Here is an 18,746-nt window from a genome sequence, read left to right as displayed (position 1 = left end):
CTTGCTCTCCTTGCAAAGGGCCGAAAGTGTAACCCATCTATCCGGAATGAACTGTCACCCATCTCTCGGGAAGGGCATCAATGGCTTATGTTACATGACCTCACGCGGTCGCGCGATCCTACCCCTGCCTGCCAGTGCTGCCACGCCGCTTACCGGAAGCCGGAACAGAGTTCGGCCCGCACAGGGCTCTGGAATTATTTCGTGATCCGGCCCTGTTGGAACCTTGGCCAAGACTACGCGTTCGGGGCCTTGTATTCGTGGAGCCTCATAAAAGGCACTATGCGGGCAAGCGAACGGGTGGGCAAAACAAGCGCGGGTTGGGGGAGGAGAAACAAGGCTATGTCGAAACGTGAAATTGGAACGTCCCCTGCCTTGGGGCGGCGTATCGCCGATCTCAGGGCCCGAATGCAAGACGCCGAAATTTCCGGCCATGAAATGAAAACCTTTCACAAGGTGGCCGCCATCATGGGATCTGGCGACGGTTCCTTGCAACTGGATGCCGACGACCTGATCGCGGCATCCTTCGTCGCCGAAGCGGTTGGGCCGGCGCCCAGCCGCTGACTTCGGAATTTCCCTTGTCCGAAATCCGGTGAGCAAATCGCGTCCGCCATTGGGGCACGGCCGCCTATTGGGCGATCGTGCTCCAGCGCCCGGCCCCTGATCTCGTCTCGTCGCCACCTGATCTCGAATTGAAAGGAAAGTCTTATCATTTTGTTTGCGTTGGCACGTCATAGTAGGGACGGCTAACGGAGTGAAAAGGGATGAAGCTGGACCTGTCGCCCACCAGCTGGGGCAGGGTGATGGCCGTCACCGCCGCCGGCACGGCATTCTTCATTGCCGTGGCGTTTTTCGTCGATTCGTTCAATTTCCCGTATCTTTCGCCCGAGTCTGTCTGGCGCGCTAAGCTGACCGACCTTCTGCTGCCCTTGGTGCTCGGCGGCTCGTTTCTGTTTTTCCTGACGTGGAAGATCCGCCAACTGGCGATAGCCCAGCGCGACCTCAGCGTCATTGCCGCGACGGACAGCCTGACGGCGGTGCTGAACCGCGGCGCCTTCTCGATGCTGGTCGAGGCCTATCTCGAACAGACCCGCAAGCAGGAAGAGACCCGTACCGGCGCGCTGCTGATCATCGATGCCGACCATTTCAAGTCGATCAACGACCGCCTCGGCCATGATTGCGGCGACCAGGCGCTCAAACTGATCGCGCAGGCGATCAAAGGCCAGCTGCGTGGCACCGATATCGTCGGCCGGATCGGCGGTGAGGAGTTCGGTGTATTCCTTCCCGGCGTCGACCCCTCGCAATCCTGGCTGGTTGCCGAAGGCATCCGCCGACGGATACGCGAAATGGACTTTTCGCCCGATGGCCGGTCCTGTCCGCTTTCCGTCAGCATCGGCGGCACCAGCTTCAGCGGGCCGACCACCTACGAGGCAATATTCTCCGCCGCCGACAGACGGCTTTATGCCGCCAAGTCGAATGGACGCGATCAGGTCAGCTTCGATCCGGCGGAAGCCGCTCTAGTGTCTCCGCTCAGCGCCGCCACCGTCCACTGAGGGCAGCCTTACAGCCGGCTGGCACCGACCGCTTCCTTGACGCATCCCTGTCTGTGTGCTTCCTCCGCGCAAGTGATGTATGGAACATCGCCAGAAACAATCCTGCTTCTTGAGTCCCTCGATCGTGCGGTTCGCGGGTACGGCACGGCCCGGGGATGCAGGGAATTGAATGGCCAAACGCCCCGGGCCCGGTAAGCACCGCGATCATGATCCACTTATTCAACGGCTTTCAGAATCCGTTTGGCGGCAGTGAGCGCGAAACCCTGGAGTTGTATCGGCTGTTGAGTGCCGACTCGCAGGTGCGCCTCTGGGCGACCTCGTCGCGCGTATCCGAAGACCTGATGCAGGAATTTCCGATACGCCGCGTCTCGCCGGCAACACGCAATGTGCCGGCTGGCGGCACCTATGTCTTTCTCGGTGCGCATTGGCGCAACAAGATGTGGCCTTATCTGATCCCGCGACCGCGCCGGCTGATCTATGTCTTCAACACCTTTCATCCCAAGATCATCGCCCTGACGACCCACAGGCCGCGCCTGCTGGGTTGGCCCGGTGCCGAACTGGTGCTGATCTCCGACTTTCAGAAACGCATGCTGCGGGTCGAGGGCGTCGTGCATCCGTCACCCATCGACATCGAGCGCTTCTCGCCACGGCAGGCAAGGCCAAACGGTCCGTTCACGGTAGGGCGACTGAGCCGCGATATGGCGGACAAGCATCATGCCGACGATGTGGCGCTCTATAAGGCATTGCTGGCCGATGGCGATGCGGTGCGGATTCAGGGCGGCATGCCGCTCAAGGACAGGGTTGCGCCGCATTCGCAACTCGAGCTCCTGCCGCAGGGTGAATTTGCCGCCGAACAGTTTTTGCCGACGCTCGACGTCTTCTATTATCGCACCGGCTCGCATGTGGAGACGTTCGGCCGTGTGGTGTTCGAGGCGATGGCCTGCGGCCTGCCGGTCGTTTGCCATTCGCATGGCGGCTACGCCGATCATATCAGGCATGGCGAAAACGGTTTCCTGTTCGAAACGACGCAACAGGCAGCACGGATCCTGGCCGAGCTTAAAGCCGACCCGGCACTGCGGGTGGCCGTCGGTCAGAAGGCGCGGCGAACCGTCGAGCAGCTGTTTTCGCCGCGGGCGGTTCAACAGCGGCTGGACTTCTATCGGCGTTAGCGGCGCCACGCCGTCCGGCTTTCCAGACACTCTCGGCCAGCAATCCACGTGCCCCGTTTGGCATCGATCCCGACATCGCGCTAAAGCTGGCATCACGTGAATCGCGGGGCGGCCGGCTTCGGCGCGCAGACAGATCGAGCAGGGCTTCTACCGATGACATTGACGGGCGCCGCGGCACTGCTGATCCTGATCTTGACCTATGCCGGCGTCGCAATCGGCCGGATACCTGGCTTGCGGCTCGACCGGGCAGGCATCGCGCTGCTTGGCGGCGCGGCCATGATCGCCATCGGCGCGCTCAGCATGGAGGATGCCTACCGGGCCATAAATTTCGACACCATCACGCTTCTGCTCGGCATGATGATCGTCGTGGCTCATCTGAAGGTGTCGGGTGCCTTTCGCGGTCTTGGCGCCATCGCCATCGAGCACGCGCATGCACCATTCATGCTGCTGGTGATGGTGACGCTCCTCACCGGCGTGCTGTCGGCCTTCCTGGTCAACGATGCCATCTGCCTGGTCATGGCGCCAATCGTCGTCCATGTTACCCGCATCATCAACCGCAATCCGATCCCCTATCTGATCGCCACCGCCACCGCTTCGAACTGCGGCAGCGTCGCCACCATCACGGGCAATCCGCAGAACATGGTCATCGGCGCGCTGTCGGGCATTTCCTATCCGGCCTTTTCGGCGGCACTCGCCCCGGTCGCCTTGTTCGGCCTTGTCGCGGTCATCGTCATCGTGCGCATCGTCTACCGCGCCGAATTCACCCGCAACGGCGAACTGACGCCACACATCTCGCGCGGCCGCATGCATCGCGGCCAGGTGCTGAAGGCGGTGGTCGTCTGCATCGGGCTGGCGATCGCCTTCTTCGCCGGTGTTCCCGTAGCCAAGGCGGCGCTCATCGGCGGCGCCATTCTGCTGCTGACCCGCGCCATCAAGCCATCGCGCATCTACCGCGAGATCGACGGACCGCTGCTGTTCATGTTCGCGGGCCTGTTCGTGGTGGTTGCCGGCGCGGAAAAGACGCTGCTGACACCTGAGATGATCGCCTCGGCCAAGAACATCGGGCTCGACGATGTCTGGAGGCTTTCGGGTTTCACCGCGGTGTTGTCCAACGTCATGAGCAATGTTCCGGCCGTGCTGGCGCTCAGGCCTTTCATACCCGGCCTGGAAAACCCCGAGCGCGCCTGGCTGGTCGTGGCCATGAGCTCGACGCTCGCCGGTAATTTCACGCTGCTCGGCTCGGTCGCCAATCTGATCGTCGCCGAGCAGTCCAAGGCCGCAGGCACGCCGTTGTCTTTCGGCGCCTTCTTCAAGGTCGGCCTGCCGCTGACGTTGATTACGCTCTTGGCCGGTACGGGGTGGCTGGCGTTCGGGGGGTAGCGCTAGGCCTGGCTGCCCGACATTCGCGCCCTGACAAGCGTGGCCGCGGCTCGTCCGGCTGCTTCGACGTAGTCGGGGTTGCGATGGATGAGCATGATCGAAAAGCAGCCGTCGATCAGCAGCACGATCTCGCGCGCCAGCGCCTGCGGCCCCTCGATATGGTGGCCGGACAGTTCTGCCGCCAGCCATGTCTCGAAATTGCTTTTGTGCCGCGCCCCGACCTTGACCGCCGGGTGCCCTGGCATCGAGGCAAGCTCCGCGGCGGTGCGCAGGAAGCCGCATCCCTTCCATTTCGGATGGCGCGTGGCCCGGGCCAGGTTGGCGAAGATGGCTTCGACCTTGCTGTCCACACCACCTTGTTCAGCCTCGAACCAGCCGGCCATCCGTTTCAGATTGGGCTGATCGCGGCCGTCGAGATAGGCTGCGATGAGGTCGTCCTTGCTCTTGAAGTGGTAATAGAGCGTCCGCTTCGTGAGACCTGCTTCCTCGGCGACGGCATCGACGCTGACACGGCCGATCCCCTCCGCGTAAAACAACCTGGTTGCTGCGTCGACAATGCGCTTGCGGGTAGGACTTTGTGCTTCGGGCATGGATCTAAGTATACCGACTAGTGAATATACACAAGGCGCGAATGGCGTAACCTTTCCATCTCGTCACCATGCTGGAGGAAGCCAGATGACCGATCTTGTCCTGAACGAAAACAGGGAAGGCATTGCCGTCCTTTCCCTCAACCGCCCGGAAAAGCTGAACGCGTTGAACTATGCGCTGATCGATCGCCTGCTCGCGACACTCGACGACATTGAAGTCGACGACCGCATCCGCGCGGTCATTCTGACGGGGGCCGGCGAGCGGGCCTTCTCGGCGGGCGCCGACATAGAGGAGTTCTCGGCCAGCGTGGCGCTGGGCGCCGAGACGGCGCTGCGAGACTTCGTCATGCGGGGACAGCGGCTGACGGCAAGGCTGGAAGCCTTTCGCAAGCCTGTCATCGCAGCCGTCAACGGCCTCGCCTTCGGCGGCGGCTGCGAAATCACGGAGGCCGTGCCGCTAGCAATTGCCAGCGACCGCGCGCTGTTCGCCAAGCCGGAGATCACTCTGGCAATGCCGCCGACTTTCGGCGGAACGCAGCGCCTGCCCAGGCTCGCCGGGCGCAAGCGCGCGCTCGAACTGCTTTTGACCGGCGACTGGTTTCCGCCACAGCGGGCTCTTGACCTTGGCCTCGTCAATCAGGTGGTCCCGCATGACGATCTGATGCCGGCTGCGTTCAATCTGGCCAGGCGTATCCTTCGGCACTCCGGACTGGCAGCCGCGGGCATCCTCACGGCGGTAACGCGAGGGCTCAATCTGAGCATCGCCGAAGGCTTGCTGGTCGAGGCCGAGCAGTTCGCCCGTATGACCCCGACAGCCGATTTGCACGAGGCGCTAGATGCCTGGATCAGCAGGCACAGGCCTGGACACGACGGGTCCTGGACGCATGTCGCGCGGCCCGAGGAGGCAAGGCGGGCCTCCTCGGCCCTGGATCACGGCGCCACCAGCAAGCGTCCCTTCATATTGGGATGGAAGCGGCAGAAATAGTCGACCGTTTGCGCCGTCTTCAGCGTCATGCTTGCCGACTTCTTCGGCGGGATTATCACCTCCCAGCCGCCCTTCACGGTGGCCGTGTGGGCGATCACGTCCTTGTTCACCCACTCGATCGTGTCGCCGACCTTGGCATCGACGCTGGCCGGCGAAAAGACGAGCTTGTCGACGGTGACCTGGATGGTTGCCGCCGCTGCCGGCGCTGTGGATGCCAAAGCCAGCACGACCAGCCGCGCCAGAAGACCCAAGGCGCTCGTTTTCATTTCAGCATGCCGGCGACGTGTTCGGCATGCTGCTCATGGCCCTGGAAGATCTTGAGGCCGGTCTCGAGCAGGCTCTTCAACTCGGCATTGCTGGCCGACGGTATGAGCAGGGTTTCGAGCGCGCCATTGACCTGCTTGTGATAGGCGACCTCGTTTTCGATATAAGCCTTGTCGAAGGCCGCCCCTTTCAGCTTGGCGAGCTTGGCACGTTCCTCCTTCGCCGCCTTCGTCAGCGCCTGGCTGGTAGCGTTGTCCTCGGGCTTCACCTTGAGCTTCTTGACGAGATCGAGCGCCTGCTTGTTCACCGCTTCGTGGTCGCGCTCCATGTCCTTGGCGAAATCGACGACCTCCTTGCTCTTTGACTTCTTGATCGCCTGCTTGGCCGCCTCGATGTCGAGGACGCCTGCTGTATAGGCGATATGGGCGATCTGCGGGTCGGTCGGCTTGTCGGCGGCTTGCGAGACCGGCGCAGCGCCGACGAGAAGCAGGGCGGCAAGGGCGACGGTATATCGGGTGAACATGGCATCCTCCTTGGCCCGGCCGCGCGGAGGCGCCGGGCTCGAATTTGCAGTTGACGCTCATTGGATGCGGGGCGGGGAGAAACGTTCCCGGAAAATCAGGACGGCATCATTCAAAACCCAGCCGTCCCATTACCGCCTGGGTCAGTCGCTCGCAGCGCCGACCGGCGAAGGGGAAGGCATCGAGCAGCACAGGGCCGATTTCGTCGTCCAGCGCCTTGCGCAACAGGGCGCGCGCCCGGTGCAGCCTCGTCTTGACGGTCTCTGGCCGCACGCCAAGCAAATCGGCGGTTTCCTCCATGCTCAGGCCCTCGATGACGCGGGCGACGAAGACCATGCGGTAGATGTCGGGCAGGCTGTCGGTCGCCCGTTCGACAAGTGCGAGAATCTGCCGCTGCGCCATCGTCCGCTCCGGATCGTCGTTGGATTTGAGGGGAAACCTGATTATCCGCGCTTCCGGATCGGCAGGCATCTCCACCGTGCGACGTCTCTTGCGCAGGCGGCCGAGCGCTTCGTTGATGACGATGCGTGACAGCCAGGTGGCGAGCGTGGATTGGCCGCGAAACGCCGCCAGGCTGGCGAAGGCGCTGACATAGGCCTCCTGGACGACGTCCTCGGCTTCGGCGTCGTTGCGCAGAATGCCGCGCGCGATGCGGTAGAGCCGCTGGTTGTGTACCTTCATGATGGCGCGAAAAGCATCCGGGTCGCGGGTCAGCGCGCGGTGGACGAGCTGCATGTCGCCGGAAGGGCTTTCGGCAACCGCGGGCACCGTGGCGGGCATTGGCTGCTTGCTCATCGCGACCGGATCTCCTCGTGCAAATGCTGCACATTGGATGCGCCTGCCGGCAAAAGGTTCCCGGACCAGAGGGATCCGGGACCGGTATTCTAGGCTGCCGCCAATCCCTTGTCTGCCCTCTGCACGCGTGCGGCCACCGCCAAGAGGTCGGTCTGCGTGATCAGGCCGAGAATGCGCCGCTCGCCATCGACGATGACCACGGCATGGCTGCGGCCGTCGGTCAGCGCCGGAAGCAGGCTCATCGCCGGCGTCTCGGGCGAGGCGGTGCCGGCGTTTGCCATGACGCTCTTCACCGTGCCGGTGGCTTTCGTCAGCTCGCGCAGGCCAACGGCGCCAACCAGCCGGGCATCCGCGTCGACCACCGGCAAGGTGCGGATATTGTGATCGAGCAGTTGCTGGCGCGCCTCGTCGGCGGTGGCTTGCTCGGACACCGAAACCACATCGCGCGACATGATGTCCTCGCACAGCAGCGTGCGGTGCGAGCGCACCATGGCCTGCAGTTCGACTTGTCTCAGCAACCGTTCGAGGTCGTCGCGGTCGATGTCGAAGGTCTCGTCAAGTGTGGTCAGCGCCGCGTCGATATCCTCGGGCCGGAAACCGACGCGCTGCTGAGCCGGCGGATCGGCGGTGCCGTGGCTGTTGGCGGTTGGTGCCGCGACATGCGGGTAGTTGCGCCGCGCCAGCTTGTGGAAAAGGAAGCCCAGCGCCACCAGTATGGTCGAATTCAAGGCCACCGGCACGAACGGGAACAGGAAGCCCGCGCTGATGACGGCCGGGCCGCCGAGCACCGCCGTCAGCGCGGCGGCGCCGCCTGGCGGATGAAGACAGCGCGTGAACGACATCGCGGCGATGGCGAGCGCCACCGCGAGCCCTGAGGCAATCACCGGATCATGGATGAAATGCGCCACGGTCACGCCGACCAGCGCCGATATGGAATTTCCGCCGATGATCGACCAGGGTTGCGCCAACGGGCTGGCCGGTACGGCGAACAGAAGCACGGCGGATGCGCCCATCGGCGCGACCAGCAGGGCCACATGCGGGCCGCCGCCCATCGCCAGCCCGCTGATCACGCCCGTCAGCGCGATGCCGATCGTGGCGCCGATACACGCCAGGATGCGTTCGCGCAGCGTGGCGCCGGCGAGGATGGGGACAAAAAGACGAAAGGCCATTGGAAAACTTTGCGAGGACTGAATCTGTCGAGGATGCGTGCGGCACGCAATGCAGCCGAATTCGCCGATTTGAAAGTCAAACAAATCCGTAAAGTCATGACGTAGGAGAATAATATTGCGCACCGATCTTCGCCGGAGTGCTGGCAGCGCCTCGCGCTTTGTCATCAGCGTCAAGGGCTTGCGGCCCTTTGCTGACTCTGTTTGAGGTCAGCCTGCGCGCGCCGCTGCCGCAAGCCCGCCCCGGATGTCGGTTTTCAAGTCGTCGACATCCTCGAGGCCGATCTGCAGTCGTATCAGCGGACCTTCATAAGTGCCTTTCGCAACGACGCGGTCGCCAAGCCAGACCGGCACCGCGAGGCTCTCATAGCCTCCCCAGGAGTAGCCGAGACCGAAGATCCGCAGTGCGTCGAGGAAAGCGTGCTGCTCCTGCTGGCCACCACCGGCCAGCACGATCGAAAAGATGCCGCTCGAACCGCGGAAGTCGCGCTTCCAAAGGTCGTGGTCCGGATGGCTGGGAAGGGCAGGGTGGAGCACGCGCGCCACGCCTTTTTCGCCTTCGAGCCACGAGGCGATGGCAAGTGCGCTGCGCTGGTGACGGTCCAGCCGCACACCCATCGTGCGCAGGCCGCGCAGCACCTGGTAGACGTCGTCGGGTCCAGCACAGCAGCCAAGCGTGCAAAAGCTCTCGTAGAGTTGCGTCCAGCAGGCCTCATTGGCTGAGACAGTGCCGAGCAGCACGTCGGAATGGCCCGCCGGATATTTCGTCGCCGCATGGATCGAGATGTCGACGCCATGGTCGAGTGGCCGGAAATAGAGCGGCGTCGCCCATGTGTTGTCCATCATCACGATGGCGCCGGCCGCGTGCGCCGCCTTGGCGATCGCCGGGATGTCCTGCACCTCGAACGTGTTGGAGGCCGGCGATTCGGTGAACACCACTCTGGTGTTCGGCTTGATCAACGCCGCGATGCCCGCGCCGATATTGGGAGCATAATATTCGACCTCGACGCCGAGCCGCTTCAGCATCGTGTCGGCGAAGTTTCTCGTGGGATGATAGACGGAATCGACGATCAGCAGATGGTCGCCCGCCGATACGAAGGCGAGCAGCGGCACGGTCACCGCCGCCAGGCCCGACGGCACCGCGATCGTGCCGGCCGAGCCTTCCAGCGCGTCAATGGCATGCGCAAGAGCGTCCGTCGTCGGTGTGCCGCGCGTGCCGTAAGTGTACTTCTGGCTGCGTGCGGCCATCGCGGCGGCATTTGGGAACAGCACGGTCGAGGCATGCACGACCGGCGGGTTGACGAAGCCGAAATAGTCATGCGGGTTGTTGCCCGAATGGGCGAGCCGCGTGTTGATGCCCATCGTGCCGGAACCCTGCTCGCTGCCGTCTTTCGCCATTCTTGGTCGCCTTGTTTAACAAGGCGCTAGCCATAATGCGGCGTCGTGGACCGTGCAACAGCCCACCGTTCGCCAGGAATGGACTTCGAATATGCCAATTCCTGGTCCGGAAGACAGCTCGCGATCTGATCCGGAATCGGACCAACCACGAGCGGCAGTGGCCTGTCGGAAGCTTGGTCCTCAACTGGTGAACCTATTGTAGCCGGCTGCGAAAGGTATATGATAAATTTCTAATGTTAATCGCCGGATGCTTCGATCAGATGCTGCCGGATGGTTCTTGCCGGCTATCTCCTGATCCCGATCCGGGTATCCCGCTCAGCGAGCGGAAAGGGGAGGAATGTCATGCCTGACGTCAAATGGAACATGAAGGCGCGCGAATTCATCAATTGCAATTGTGCCTATGGCTGCCCGTGCCAGTTCAATGCCATGCCGACATACGGATTCTGCCAAGCCGTCGCCGGCATGGAGATCGAGACCGGCCACCACGGCGACACCAAGCTCGACGGGCTGCGCTTCGTCGGCATCTTCAGCTGGCCCGGCGCGATACACCAGGGCAGGGGCGAGGCCGCGGTGGTTATCGACGAGAGGGCCAGCGAAGCCCAGCGCGAAGCCCTGCTCCGCATACTGGGCGGTCAGGACACCGAGCCAGGCGCGACAATATTCCAGGTCTTTTCGACCACCCTGGAGAAGTTCCACGATCCGATTTTCGCCGCGATCGATTTCGAGGTCGACGTCGATGGGCGAACCGGCCGGCTGCACGTCAAGGGCGTAACCGACGGCCGTGGTGAGCCGATCAAGAACCCGGTCACCGGCGCCGAGCACCGGGCGCGCATCGACCTGCCGCACGGCTTCGAATACGCCATCGCCGAGGTCGGGCGCGGCTGGACCAAGACGACGAGCCCGATCAAGTTCGAGGTGGCGGACACGCATAGCCATTTCGCCAACCTGCATCTCACGCAGAGCGGCATCGTGCATTGACCTGATCCAATGGGCGACACGGCTCTCGAGGCGGTGCTGCGGCGCGACCGCGCGGTCGTGACGGCCGCGCTTGCCGTCATTGCCGTGTTCGCCTGGGCCTATGTTCTTTGGCTAGCCGCCGACATGGGTAGCCCGGTGTCGGGCGGCGAGGCAGGCGACATGGCCGGGATGGACATGGCGAGCATGAACATGGGCGGCATGGATATGGGCGCCGCCGTGGTGCCGGGTTTCCGGGCCTGGGCATCGGCCGATTTCGTCTTCACCTTCACGATGTGGGCCGTGATGATGGTCGGCATGATGACGCCGTCGGTCGCGCCGATGTTGCTGCTCTATGCCGGCGTCGGCCGCAAGGCGCTGGCGGACAGCCGGCCTATCGCTTCGACGGCATGGTTTTTTACCGGCTATCTCGTCGTCTGGGTCGTCTTCAGCATCGTGGCGACGGGTGCGCAATGGCTGCTCACTCGTTTCGCCTTGCTTGATCCCGCGATAGCGGCGCACAGCGCGGTCCTCGCAGGTATCATCCTGATCGCCGCCGGCCTCTACCAATGGACGCCGATCAAGGGCATCTGCCTGCGCCAATGCCAGGCGCCGATCGCGTTCCTGGCCAGCCATGGCGGATTCCGCACCACCGCGCCCGGCGCGCTTCGGCTTGGCATGGATCACGGCGCCTATTGTCTCGGCTGCTGCTGGGCACTGATGGCCCTGCTGTTCGTCGGTGGTGTCATGAACGTGCTGTGGATCGCCGGCATCGCCATCCTTGTTCTCCTGGAGAAGGTAGTCCCGGCCGGGCAATTGATCCCGCGCATCTCCGGTGCATTGATGGTCGCGGTCGGCCTCTGGCTGGGCCTTTCCGCGCTTTGAGACCGCGCGCCGATTTTGTCCACAAGCAATATCGACCGCCAATCATGGGTAATCGTCGGCCGAAGGTGTTCCGTAACGTCAATGCATTTCGTGCCCGGGGGCAGTAACGCCGAGCTATTGCCCGGAACGGATTTTACAGCGCCGGCTCACATCTGCGTCAAATGAGCTTTGCCGATTCAAGTCGCGCTTCTGACGAGATCGCGTGCACGTTTGTCTGCAATTCAGGCATTTCAGGCAATCGATTTTCAAACCCGGTCGGATTCGGTCATTTTCCTTGACCTCACGGGAATTATCGCCTTCGATGCTGTTCGTGAATGGGAGGCGGCGCGTCGGTTTGCGATGCGGGGTTTCGGGAATGGGCCGGGATGGGAGCTGCGTTCACAAGGGAAAAAAGATCAGGGTTTGCCTGAAAAAACAGAAAAGGGTCTGTGGGTTATGAAACACATTGCTATCGGCATTCTTGGCGCCGCCACGCTCGGACTGATGGCGTCGGCCGCGTCGGCCGGCACGCTTGACACCGTCAAGGCGAAGGGCTTCATCCAGTGCGGCGTCTCGACCGGTCTGGCCGGCTTCTCCGCGCCGGACGACAAGGGCGACTGGCAAGGCATCGACGCCGATTTCTGTCGCGCGGTTGCCGCCGCCGTCTTCGGTGATGGCACCAAGGTCAAGTTCACGCCGCTCAGCGCCAAGGAACGGTTTACCGCGCTGCAGTCCGGCGAGGTCGACATCCTCTCGCGCAACACCACCTGGACGATCAACCGCGATACCGCGCTCGGCCTGAATTTCATCGGCACGACCTACTATGACGGCCAGGGCTTCATGATCAACGCCAAGAAGCTGCCGGGCGTCAATTCGGCGCTGCAGCTTTCGGGCGCCGCCGTCTGCGTGCAGAGCGGCACGACCACCGAGCTCAACCTCGCCGACTACTTCAAGGCGAACAAGATGGAGTACAATCCGGTCGTCTTCGAGAAGCTCGAAGAGGTCAATGCCGCTTATGATGCCGGCCGCTGCGACGTCTACACCACCGACCAGTCGGGCCTTTACGGCATTCGCTTGACGCTCGGCTCGCCGGCCGATCACGTCGTGCTGCCCGAGATCATCTCGAAAGAGCCGCTCGGACCCGCCGTTCGCCAGGGCGACGACCAGTGGTACCACATCGTCAAGTGGACCTATTTCGCTCTGCTCGACGCCGAGGAGCTCGGCATCACCAAGGCCAATGTCGACGAGATGAAAAACTCCGCCAGCCCGGAGATCAAGCGTGTGCTCGGCCAGGAAGCAGACACCAAGATCGGCACCGACCTCGGCGTCTCCAACGACTGGGTCGTCAACATCGTCAAGGCCACCGGCAACTACGGCGAAATGTTCGACCGCAATGTCGGCTCCGGCAGCCCGCTCAAGATTGCGCGTGGCATCAATGCGCTATGGACCAAGGGCGGCCTGCAATACGCGCCGCCGATCCGCTGATCGAAATGTGATCCGGAAGGCAGGCTCCTGCCTTCCGGTTTCTCTTTCACAGGGGACGTGACATGGCATCGCAGGAAATCCTACGCGAGGAGCCGAGCCGCGGCTCCTTCGTCAATGACCCGAGAATTCGCAGTCTCTTCTTTCAGACGCTGGTGGTCATCGTTCTGTTCGGGTCCGTCTGGTGGATCGTGCAGAACGTCATCGACAATCTGCAGCGCCTGCACATCGCCTCCGGCTTCGGCTTCCTCAAGGGGCGCGCCGGCTTCGATATCTCGGACACGCCGATCGCCTATACGTCGGACTCGACCTATGGCCGCGCCATCGTCGTCGGCCTGATCAACACCATCATCGTTGCCGTCGCCGGCATCATCACCGCCACCATCATCGGCTTCGTCATCGGCATCGGCCGCCTGTCGCAGAACTGGCTGATCCAGAAGATCTGCACGGTCTATGTCGAGATCTTCCGCAACATCCCACCGCTGCTGGTCATCTTCTTCTGGTATTCCGGCGTGCTCGCCGTGCTGCCGGCGCCGCGCGATTCCTATCATCTGCCCTTCGGCTCGTTCCTCAACCAGCGCGGCTTCTATTTTCCGCGCCCGGTCTGGGGCGACGGCTCCTGGCTGATCCTGGTCGCCCTTGTCGTGGGCATCGCAATGTCATGGTTCGTTGCCCGCAGGGCGCGTCAGCGGCAGATGGCGACGGGCCAGCAATTTCCGGTGTTCTGGACCTCCGCCGCGCTGATCATCGGCCTGCCGCTGCTGGCTTACGTGCTGAGCGGCTTTCCCCTGAGCTTTGACTTGCCCAAACAATCGACCTTCAACCTGACCGGCGGCTTCCAGGTCAAACCGGAGTTCCTTTCGCTCTATCTGGCGCTGTCCTGCTACACGGCGGCCTTCATCGCCGAAATCGTGCGCGCCGGCATCAGGGGTGTCAGCAAGGGCCAGACCGAGGCGGCGGCCGCACTTGGGCTGCGATCCGGTTCGATCCTGCGGCTGGTCGTGGTGCCGCAGGCCATGCGCATCGTCATCCCGCCGCTGACCAGCCAGTATCTCAACCTGACCAAGAACTCCTCGCTGGCGATCGCCATCGGTTATCCCGATTTGACGGCAACGGCCGGCACGGTTCTGAACCAGACCGGACAAGCGGTCGAGGGCGTGCTGATCATGATGATCGCCTATCTCATACTCAGCCTGGTGACCTCGGCCGTCATGAACGTGGTCAACGCCAGGATGGCGCTGGTGGAGAGATAGGACCATGCAGGAACACGATCTATCCTGGGTGCGCACCGAAATGGCGCTGGCGCAGCCCGCGCCGGCGAGCGTCAGCGGCCCCGTCGCCTGGGTGCGCAAGAACCTGATCGGCTCGGTCGGCGACACCATCCTCACCATCCTCGGCATCGCCATCGTCGCCTGGGTTCTGCCGCAGGTCATCAACTGGGCGTTCATCAACGCACAGTGGACGGGACCGGACCGCACGGTCTGCGCCACCGTCGCGCAAGGCGGCATTCAGCCCGATGGCTGGAGCGGAGCCTGCTGGGCTTTCGTCAACGCCAAGTTCGGCCAGTTCATGTTCGGCACCTATCCGGTCGAGGAGCGCTGGCGGCCGATCCTGGTCGCCATCCTGTTCGTGGCGCTGCTGGTGCCGATGCTGATGCCGCGTGTGCCGCGCAAGGGGTTGAACGCGATCCTGCTTTTCCTGGTGCTGCCGATCGCTTCCTTCTTCCTGCTGGTCGGCGGCGTATTCGGCCTGCCGCATGTCGAAACCTCGCGCTGGGGCGGGCTGCTGATCACGCTGAGCCTGTCCTTCGTCGGCATCGCCGTATCGCTGCCGCTGGGCACCGTGCTGGCGCTCGGGCGGCGCTCGAAGATGCCGATCATCAAGATGCTGTGCATTATCTTCATCGAAGCCGTGCGCGGCATACCGCTGATCACCGTCCTGTTTTTCGTCAGCGTCATGCTGCCGCTGTTCCTGCCGGCCGGCGTCACTTTCGACAAATATCTGAGGGCGCTGATCGGCGTGTCGCTGTTTGCGGCGGCCTATATGGCCGAAGTGGTGCGCGGCGGCCTGCAGGCGATCCCCAAGGGCCAGTATGAAGGCGCCGATTCGCTCGGCCTCGGCTACTGGCAGAAGATGAGCTTGATCGTGTTGCCGCAGGCGCTGAAGCTGGTCATACCCGGTATCGTCAACACCTTCATCGGCATGTTCAAGGACACCAGCCTGGTCCTCATCATCTCGATGTTCGACCTGCTCGGCATCGTCAAGCAGAACTTCTCCGACGCCAACTGGGCCACGGCGCAGACCGCGAAATCCGGTCTTGTGTTCGCCGCCTTCGTCTTCTGGCTGTTCTGCTTCGGCATGTCGCGCTATTCAATGTACACGGAACGCCGGCTCGACACCGGCTACAAACGCTAAACAAAAGAACAAGGGGACCCCAGCCATGGCCACCGAAAATGCCGTCAGCGCGGAAGAGATCAAGGTCAACGCCGCCAAGATGCATATCTCGACCACCGATGTCGCCATCGACATCATCGCCATGCATAAATGGTACGGCGAGTTCCATGTGCTGAAGGACATCAATCTGAAGGTGATGCGCGGCGAGCGCATCGTCATTTGCGGACCGTCCGGGTCGGGCAAGTCGACCATGATTCGCTGCATCAACCGGCTGGAAGAGCACCAGAAGGGCAAGATCATCGTCGACGGCAAGGAACTCACCAACGATCTGAAAAAGATCGACGAGGTGCGCCGCGAGGTCGGCATGGTGTTCCAGCACTTCAACCTGTTCCCGCATCTGACCATCCTCGAGAATTGCACGCTGGCGCCGATCTGGGTGCGCAAGACGCCTAAGAAGCAGGCCGAGGAAATCGCCATGCATTTCCTCAAGCGCGTGAAGATCCCCGAGCAGGCCAACAAATATCCGGGCCAGCTTTCCGGCGGCCAGCAGCAGCGCGTGGCGATCGCCCGCTCGCTGTGCATGAACCCGCGCATCATGCTGTTCGACGAGCCGACCTCAGCGCTCGACCCCGAAATGATCAAGGAAGTGCTGGAAACCATGGTGGGGCTGGCCGAGGAAGGCATGACCATGCTGTGCGTCACCCACGAGATGGGCTTTGCACGGAAAGTCGCCAACCGGGTGATCTTCATGGATCAGGGCCAGATCGTCGAGCAGAACACGCCGGCCGAGTTCTTCGACCATCCCCGCCACGAACGCACGAAGCTGTTCCTGTCGCAGATCCTGCACTGAGCGGATTGACGCCAAGTCGGGAAAGCCCGGTCGCGCCACGGCCGGGCTTTTTAGTGTCTGGCCGATCCGATAAATGATCTTCTTCATTGAGCCGCGACGGAATCGCGAAGCCGCACCGATGAGAAAACTCCTGCGTTTCCTGGCCATTCTGGTTGCAGCACTGGTGCTCGCCGTGTCGCTCGGCACGCTGGTGCCGCGGCCGCTCTGGCCGGCAGCCGCAGCGGGCGAGGGCATCCGGCACATATTGGTGCTGAAAAATCCGATCCACACCGACATCGCCATTCCCGTGGACGACGAGGTGCGCCGGCGCTTTCGTTTCCTTGCCGATGTCGGCCTGCCATCGGACGCGCCCGAAGTGCGCTACCTCGTCTTCGGCTGGGGTGGGCGCGCCTTCTACCTGGAAACGCCGACATGGTCGCAATTGAAGGCGCTGCCCGCGTTCAAGGCTTTGACGCTCGATGCGTCGGTGATGCATGTCGCCGTCGCCGGCAATATTCCCGAGCCGCACCCCGATGTCGCCGGCTTCGACGTGGGCGAAGACCGTTTTGCCGCATTGCTTGATTTCATCGAAGCGAGCTTTCAAGAGGGGCCGAACGGTCCGATCGTCATCGACAATGCCGCCTACTCCAATTTCGATCGCTTTTATGAGGCCAATGGCCATTTCAACGCGCTGATCGGTTGCAACACCTGGACGGCGGCGGCACTGCGCGCTGCCGGCCTGCGCACCGGCTGGTGGAACCCGCTGCCGGTTTCGCTTGGGCTGTCGATGCGGCTGTATAATTAGCTTTGCCACGGGCTCCTTTCAGCGACGGATGATCCGCTGCTGCTCCCACCCGTAAAGCCAGTCCAGATCGGCTGCGAGCTTCTCTCCCGGTCGTGCCGCCAGAAACAGATTGCGGGCCAACGCCACCGGGCCTCGGGCATGCCAAGCAAGCCGGTTGAGCGCGCCGCGACGGATGACCTTGGCGATGCGCGACCGCCGCAGGTTCTCCCAGATGATGAGGCTTTGCGTCAGGTCGCCGGGGATGTCGGCGACCAGGCTGGCCAGCGTCGCGGCATCCTCGATCGCCATGGCAGCACCTTGCGCCGCGAACGGCGTCATCGCATGCGCGGCGTCGCCGATCAGCGCGATGCCTTCGGGCATGGTCCAGCGTCGCTGTTCGACCGTGTGGATAGGAAAGGCGGTCCACGGGCCAGCGAGTTCCACCAAACGCGCCAGCGCCGGCGCGGAGCGGCGCATGGCGCCTGAAAGGATGGCGGGATCGGCGTGGCGTGACCACCCGTCGGCGATGCGCTCGCCCCGGGTGAAGGCGGCAAGGTTGAAGGCGCTACCCCTGCTCACGGGGTAGGCGACCAAATGAAAGCCGGGATGCAGGAAGGTGGTGACGCAGTCAGGGGAGCCGATCGCGGTGAAGGCTCGCCCCGCCTCGTTGTCTGCGCTCACCGTCGCCCGCCAAGCCAGTTCGCCGGAGAAATGGCTGTTCGCCAAGCCGGCTCCGCTGCCTGGACTGGCAAACCTCCGCACCGCTGACCAGACGCCATCGGCGCCGACCAGCAGAGATCCTTGGGTATCGATGACCCTGCGGCCGACCCCGTCTGTCCTGGTGATAACGAATGAACCGGAGGCCACGCTGCTGACCTGCGCGCCGGTGGTGAGATGGATGTCGGGCAGTTGCGCAACGCGCGCCATCAGGGCGTCTTGCAGATCCGCCCGGTGCGCCACGAGATAGGGCGCCCCCCAGCGTTCCTCGCCGGCTCCGCCAAGCGGCACGCGTGCCAGTTGGCGCAGGCTCGCGGCGTCCTTCAGCACCACGGCTTCCGGCTGGACGGCATTGGCAAGAAGCGTGTCGAGCACGCCAAGCTGGCGAAGGATGCGGGTCGCGTTAGGAGAGAGCTGGATGCCGGCGCCCGCCGCTTCGAGACGCTGCGCCTGTTCGGCCACCCTCACGGAATAGCCGCGTTCGGCAAAGGCAATCGCCGCTGTCAGCCCGGCGATGCCAGCCCCGGCGATCATGACCTGCCGGGACCGCGTCTCGCTCATGATCGGAAGGTCAGGCGGCCTGGTCGATGTAGAGGCAGCCCGCCGGCAGCGTTTCGGTCGCCTTCAGCTTCGGCGAATAGCGATAGAGGGTCGAGCAGTAGGGGCAGACTTTCTCATTGTCGTCGCCCATGTCGAGAAAAACATGCGGGTGGTCGAAAGGCGGGTTGGCGCCCGTGCACATGAATTCCTTGACTCCGATGTCGATCGCCGGATGGCCCGCATCGTTCTGGAAATGGGGAATGGAACCGCCTGCCATCATCGTCTCCTTAACGCAGTCTCTCTGCATCTGGATCATATCAAGTCTGTTTGCAAGTTCGATGAAATCAAACTGTCGCAAAAGCCTGTC

At 63.0% G+C, this 18,746-nt stretch carries 20 protein-coding genes; 12 read left to right on the top strand and 8 right to left on the bottom strand.

The genetic code is table 11. The annotated features are described in order from the left end of the window. The first annotated feature begins 339 nt into the window (after positions 1-339). The 4 genes from FJ543_RS31020 (at position 340) to FJ543_RS31005 (ending at position 4,099) form a co-directional block, all read left to right on the top strand. Positions 340-561: a hypothetical protein gene (locus FJ543_RS31020; protein ID WP_015318427.1), complete on the top strand. Its 222-nt coding sequence runs from the start codon at positions 340-342 to the stop codon at positions 559-561. Between the two features lie 200 nt (positions 562-761). After that, positions 762-1,550 (top strand): GGDEF domain-containing protein, encoded by a 789-nt coding sequence (locus FJ543_RS31015; protein WP_015318426.1) that lies wholly within the window; start codon positions 762-764, stop codon positions 1,548-1,550. A 281-nt stretch (positions 1,551-1,831) separates the two neighbouring features. Further along, positions 1,832-2,719, top strand: a complete 888-nt coding sequence (locus FJ543_RS31010) for a glycosyltransferase family 4 protein (RefSeq protein WP_224622098.1) — start codon at positions 1,832-1,834, stop codon at positions 2,717-2,719. A 153-nt stretch (positions 2,720-2,872) separates the two neighbouring features. After that, positions 2,873-4,099, top strand: coding sequence for an anion transporter (locus FJ543_RS31005; protein ID WP_015318424.1), 1,227 nt, complete (start codon positions 2,873-2,875; stop codon positions 4,097-4,099). 2 nt (positions 4,100-4,101) lie between these two features. Here the strand turns inward: FJ543_RS31005 and FJ543_RS31000 are convergent, their stop codons facing one another. Further along, positions 4,102-4,689: a TetR/AcrR family transcriptional regulator gene (locus FJ543_RS31000; RefSeq protein WP_140726271.1), complete on the bottom strand. Its 588-nt coding sequence runs from the start codon at positions 4,687-4,689 to the stop codon at positions 4,102-4,104. An 85-nt stretch (positions 4,690-4,774) separates the two neighbouring features. Between FJ543_RS31000 and FJ543_RS30995 the strand changes: the two genes are divergently transcribed. Continuing rightward, positions 4,775-5,671, top strand: coding sequence for a crotonase/enoyl-CoA hydratase family protein (locus tag FJ543_RS30995; protein WP_140878688.1), 897 nt, complete (start codon positions 4,775-4,777; stop codon positions 5,669-5,671). Here the strand turns inward: FJ543_RS30995 and FJ543_RS30990 are convergent. The 5 genes from FJ543_RS30990 to FJ543_RS30970 form a co-directional block, all read right to left on the bottom strand. After that, the gene (locus FJ543_RS30990) at positions 5,617-5,937 is read right to left on the bottom strand and encodes a cupredoxin family copper-binding protein (RefSeq protein WP_181173058.1); all 321 of its coding nucleotides are present in this window, start codon (positions 5,935-5,937) and stop codon (positions 5,617-5,619) included. The genes FJ543_RS30995 and FJ543_RS30990 overlap by 55 nt on opposite strands. Further along, entirely contained in the window at positions 5,934-6,458 is a 525-nt protein-coding gene (locus FJ543_RS30985; RefSeq protein WP_015318420.1) for a DUF4142 domain-containing protein, read from the bottom strand. Before FJ543_RS30985 ends, FJ543_RS30990 begins: the two co-directional genes overlap by 4 nt. 106 nt (positions 6,459-6,564) lie before the next feature. Beyond that, positions 6,565-7,251: an RNA polymerase sigma factor gene (locus FJ543_RS30980; protein WP_224622097.1), complete on the bottom strand. Its 687-nt coding sequence runs from the start codon at positions 7,249-7,251 to the stop codon at positions 6,565-6,567. An 89-nt stretch (positions 7,252-7,340) separates the two neighbouring features. Further along, on the bottom strand, positions 7,341-8,420 hold the full coding sequence (locus FJ543_RS30975) for an HPP family protein (protein WP_140878687.1): 1,080 nt from the start codon (positions 8,418-8,420) through the stop codon (positions 7,341-7,343). Between the two features lie 207 nt (positions 8,421-8,627). Beyond that, positions 8,628-9,815 carry a cystathionine beta-lyase gene (locus tag FJ543_RS30970; protein WP_140717577.1) on the bottom strand — a complete coding sequence of 396 codons (1,188 nt, stop codon included), beginning with the start codon at positions 9,813-9,815 and terminating at the stop codon, positions 8,628-8,630. A 342-nt stretch (positions 9,816-10,157) separates the two neighbouring features. Here FJ543_RS30970 and FJ543_RS30965 point away from each other — a divergent pair, with 342 nt between their 5' ends. The 7 genes from FJ543_RS30965 to FJ543_RS30935 all read left to right on the top strand — a co-directional run bounded on the left by FJ543_RS30965 (position 10,158) and on the right by FJ543_RS30935 (position 17,143). Beyond that, positions 10,158-10,793 carry a DUF1326 domain-containing protein gene (locus FJ543_RS30965; protein WP_140726259.1) on the top strand — a complete coding sequence of 212 codons (636 nt, stop codon included), beginning with the start codon at positions 10,158-10,160 and terminating at the stop codon, positions 10,791-10,793. 9 nt (positions 10,794-10,802) lie between these two features. After that, complete coding sequence (locus FJ543_RS30960; RefSeq protein WP_140878686.1) at positions 10,803-11,654, top strand: DUF2182 domain-containing protein; 852 nt, start codon at positions 10,803-10,805, stop codon at positions 11,652-11,654. Between the two features lie 435 nt (positions 11,655-12,089). Next, entirely contained in the window at positions 12,090-13,118 is a 1,029-nt protein-coding gene (locus FJ543_RS30955; RefSeq protein WP_015318414.1) for an amino acid ABC transporter substrate-binding protein, read from the top strand. 62 nt (positions 13,119-13,180) lie between these two features. After that, a complete protein-coding gene (locus FJ543_RS30950) occupies positions 13,181-14,368 on the top strand; it encodes an amino acid ABC transporter permease (RefSeq protein ID WP_015318413.1) in 1,188 nt (395 codons plus the stop codon). 4 nt (positions 14,369-14,372) lie between these two features. Next, on the top strand, positions 14,373-15,530 hold the full coding sequence (locus FJ543_RS30945) for an amino acid ABC transporter permease (protein ID WP_140878685.1): 1,158 nt from the start codon (positions 14,373-14,375) through the stop codon (positions 15,528-15,530). Positions 15,531-15,555: 25 nt separating this feature from the next. Then, positions 15,556-16,359 (top strand): amino acid ABC transporter ATP-binding protein, encoded by an 804-nt coding sequence (locus FJ543_RS30940; RefSeq protein ID WP_010915400.1) that lies wholly within the window; start codon positions 15,556-15,558, stop codon positions 16,357-16,359. Between the two features lie 118 nt (positions 16,360-16,477). Continuing rightward, positions 16,478-17,143, top strand: a complete 666-nt coding sequence (locus FJ543_RS30935) for a TIGR02117 family protein (RefSeq protein WP_140726251.1) — start codon at positions 16,478-16,480, stop codon at positions 17,141-17,143. 18 nt (positions 17,144-17,161) lie between these two features. On the opposite strand, the gene FJ543_RS30930 is transcribed toward FJ543_RS30935, so the two are convergent. Both FJ543_RS30930 and FJ543_RS30925 read right to left on the bottom strand, forming a co-directional pair. Then, entirely contained in the window at positions 17,162-18,400 is a 1,239-nt protein-coding gene (locus FJ543_RS30930; protein ID WP_140878684.1) for an FAD-dependent monooxygenase, read from the bottom strand. A gap of 10 nt (positions 18,401-18,410) precedes the next feature. Next, entirely contained in the window at positions 18,411-18,656 is a 246-nt protein-coding gene (locus FJ543_RS30925) for a zinc-finger domain-containing protein (RefSeq protein WP_015318409.1), read from the bottom strand. Positions 18,657-18,746 lie beyond the last annotated feature (90 nt).

Origin of the sequence: Mesorhizobium sp. B2-5-7, from assembly GCF_006440875.1 — a bacterium.
GTDB classification, from domain to species: domain Bacteria; phylum Pseudomonadota; class Alphaproteobacteria; order Rhizobiales; family Rhizobiaceae; genus Mesorhizobium; species Mesorhizobium australicum.
This window is presented reverse-complemented; position numbering and strand designations above follow the sequence as displayed.

What these genes read in the sequence shown, in the direction of transcription:
- FJ543_RS31015 (WP_015318426.1), top strand. Translation starts at nt 762, where the DNA reads ATGAAGCTGGACCTGTCGCCCACCAGCTGGGGCAGGGTGATGGCCGTC.
- FJ543_RS30940 (WP_010915400.1), top strand. Translation starts at nt 15,556, where the DNA reads ATGGCCACCGAAAATGCCGTCAGCGCGGAAGAGATCAAGGTCAACGCC.
- FJ543_RS30985 (WP_015318420.1), bottom strand. Translation starts at nt 6,458, where the DNA reads ATGTTCACCCGATATACCGTCGCCCTTGCCGCCCTGCTTCTCGTCGGC.
- FJ543_RS31020 (WP_015318427.1), top strand. Translation starts at nt 340, where the DNA reads ATGTCGAAACGTGAAATTGGAACGTCCCCTGCCTTGGGGCGGCGTATC.
- FJ543_RS30995 (WP_140878688.1), top strand. Translation starts at nt 4,775, where the DNA reads ATGACCGATCTTGTCCTGAACGAAAACAGGGAAGGCATTGCCGTCCTT.
- FJ543_RS31000 (WP_140726271.1), bottom strand. Translation starts at nt 4,689, where the DNA reads ATGCCCGAAGCACAAAGTCCTACCCGCAAGCGCATTGTCGACGCAGCA.
- FJ543_RS30970 (WP_140717577.1), bottom strand. Translation starts at nt 9,815, where the DNA reads ATGGCGAAAGACGGCAGCGAGCAGGGTTCCGGCACGATGGGCATCAAC.
- FJ543_RS30925 (WP_015318409.1), bottom strand. Translation starts at nt 18,656, where the DNA reads ATGGCAGGCGGTTCCATTCCCCATTTCCAGAACGATGCGGGCCATCCG.
- FJ543_RS30935 (WP_140726251.1), top strand. Translation starts at nt 16,478, where the DNA reads ATGAGAAAACTCCTGCGTTTCCTGGCCATTCTGGTTGCAGCACTGGTG.
- FJ543_RS30955 (WP_015318414.1), top strand. Translation starts at nt 12,090, where the DNA reads ATGAAACACATTGCTATCGGCATTCTTGGCGCCGCCACGCTCGGACTG.
- FJ543_RS30950 (WP_015318413.1), top strand. Translation starts at nt 13,181, where the DNA reads ATGGCATCGCAGGAAATCCTACGCGAGGAGCCGAGCCGCGGCTCCTTC.
- FJ543_RS30965 (WP_140726259.1), top strand. Translation starts at nt 10,158, where the DNA reads ATGCCTGACGTCAAATGGAACATGAAGGCGCGCGAATTCATCAATTGC.
- FJ543_RS30975 (WP_140878687.1), bottom strand. Translation starts at nt 8,420, where the DNA reads ATGGCCTTTCGTCTTTTTGTCCCCATCCTCGCCGGCGCCACGCTGCGC.
- FJ543_RS30980 (WP_224622097.1), bottom strand. Translation starts at nt 7,251, where the DNA reads ATGAGCAAGCAGCCAATGCCCGCCACGGTGCCCGCGGTTGCCGAAAGC.
- FJ543_RS30945 (WP_140878685.1), top strand. Translation starts at nt 14,373, where the DNA reads ATGCAGGAACACGATCTATCCTGGGTGCGCACCGAAATGGCGCTGGCG.
- FJ543_RS30930 (WP_140878684.1), bottom strand. Translation starts at nt 18,400, where the DNA reads ATGAGCGAGACGCGGTCCCGGCAGGTCATGATCGCCGGGGCTGGCATC.
- FJ543_RS31005 (WP_015318424.1), top strand. Translation starts at nt 2,873, where the DNA reads ATGACATTGACGGGCGCCGCGGCACTGCTGATCCTGATCTTGACCTAT.
- FJ543_RS30960 (WP_140878686.1), top strand. Translation starts at nt 10,803, where the DNA reads ATGGGCGACACGGCTCTCGAGGCGGTGCTGCGGCGCGACCGCGCGGTC.
- FJ543_RS30990 (WP_181173058.1), bottom strand. Translation starts at nt 5,937, where the DNA reads ATGAAAACGAGCGCCTTGGGTCTTCTGGCGCGGCTGGTCGTGCTGGCT.